Genomic DNA, 341 nt, shown 5'->3' on the forward strand with positions numbered 1-341 from the left:
GACAATCCGCAAATGGTGGTCGGCGTCTTCTCGCAGAAATTCCTGGCCCTGAAGGACATCAGTGCCGACAATGGCGATGTCTGGGTCGCGCTCGACCGGGTGCGCGATCCCGGCAATCTCGGCACCGTCATCCGCACCGTCGATGCCGTCGGCGCCAAGGGCGTCATTCTGGTCGGCGACACAACCGATCCGTTTTCGGTGGAAACGGTGCGCGCCACCATGGGTTCCATTTTCGCCGTGCCAGTGGCGAAGGCAACGACCGAGGCATTCCTTGCCTGGCGCGGCGGCTTTTCCGGTCTCGTCGCCGGCACCCATCTGAAAGGCGCGGTCGACTATCGCTC

At 63.6% G+C, this 341-nt stretch carries 1 protein-coding gene; it reads left to right on the forward strand.

Annotation, left to right across the window (positions count from 1 at the left end; translation table 11 throughout):
* Positions 1 to 341: TrmH family RNA methyltransferase (locus tag EN852_RS37170; protein ID WP_281407849.1), on the forward strand; the 341-nt coding region annotated here is incomplete at both ends.

This window comes from Mesorhizobium sp. M2E.F.Ca.ET.209.01.1.1 (assembly GCF_004010375.2).
In the GTDB taxonomy this organism is placed as follows: domain Bacteria; phylum Pseudomonadota; class Alphaproteobacteria; order Rhizobiales; family Rhizobiaceae; genus Mesorhizobium.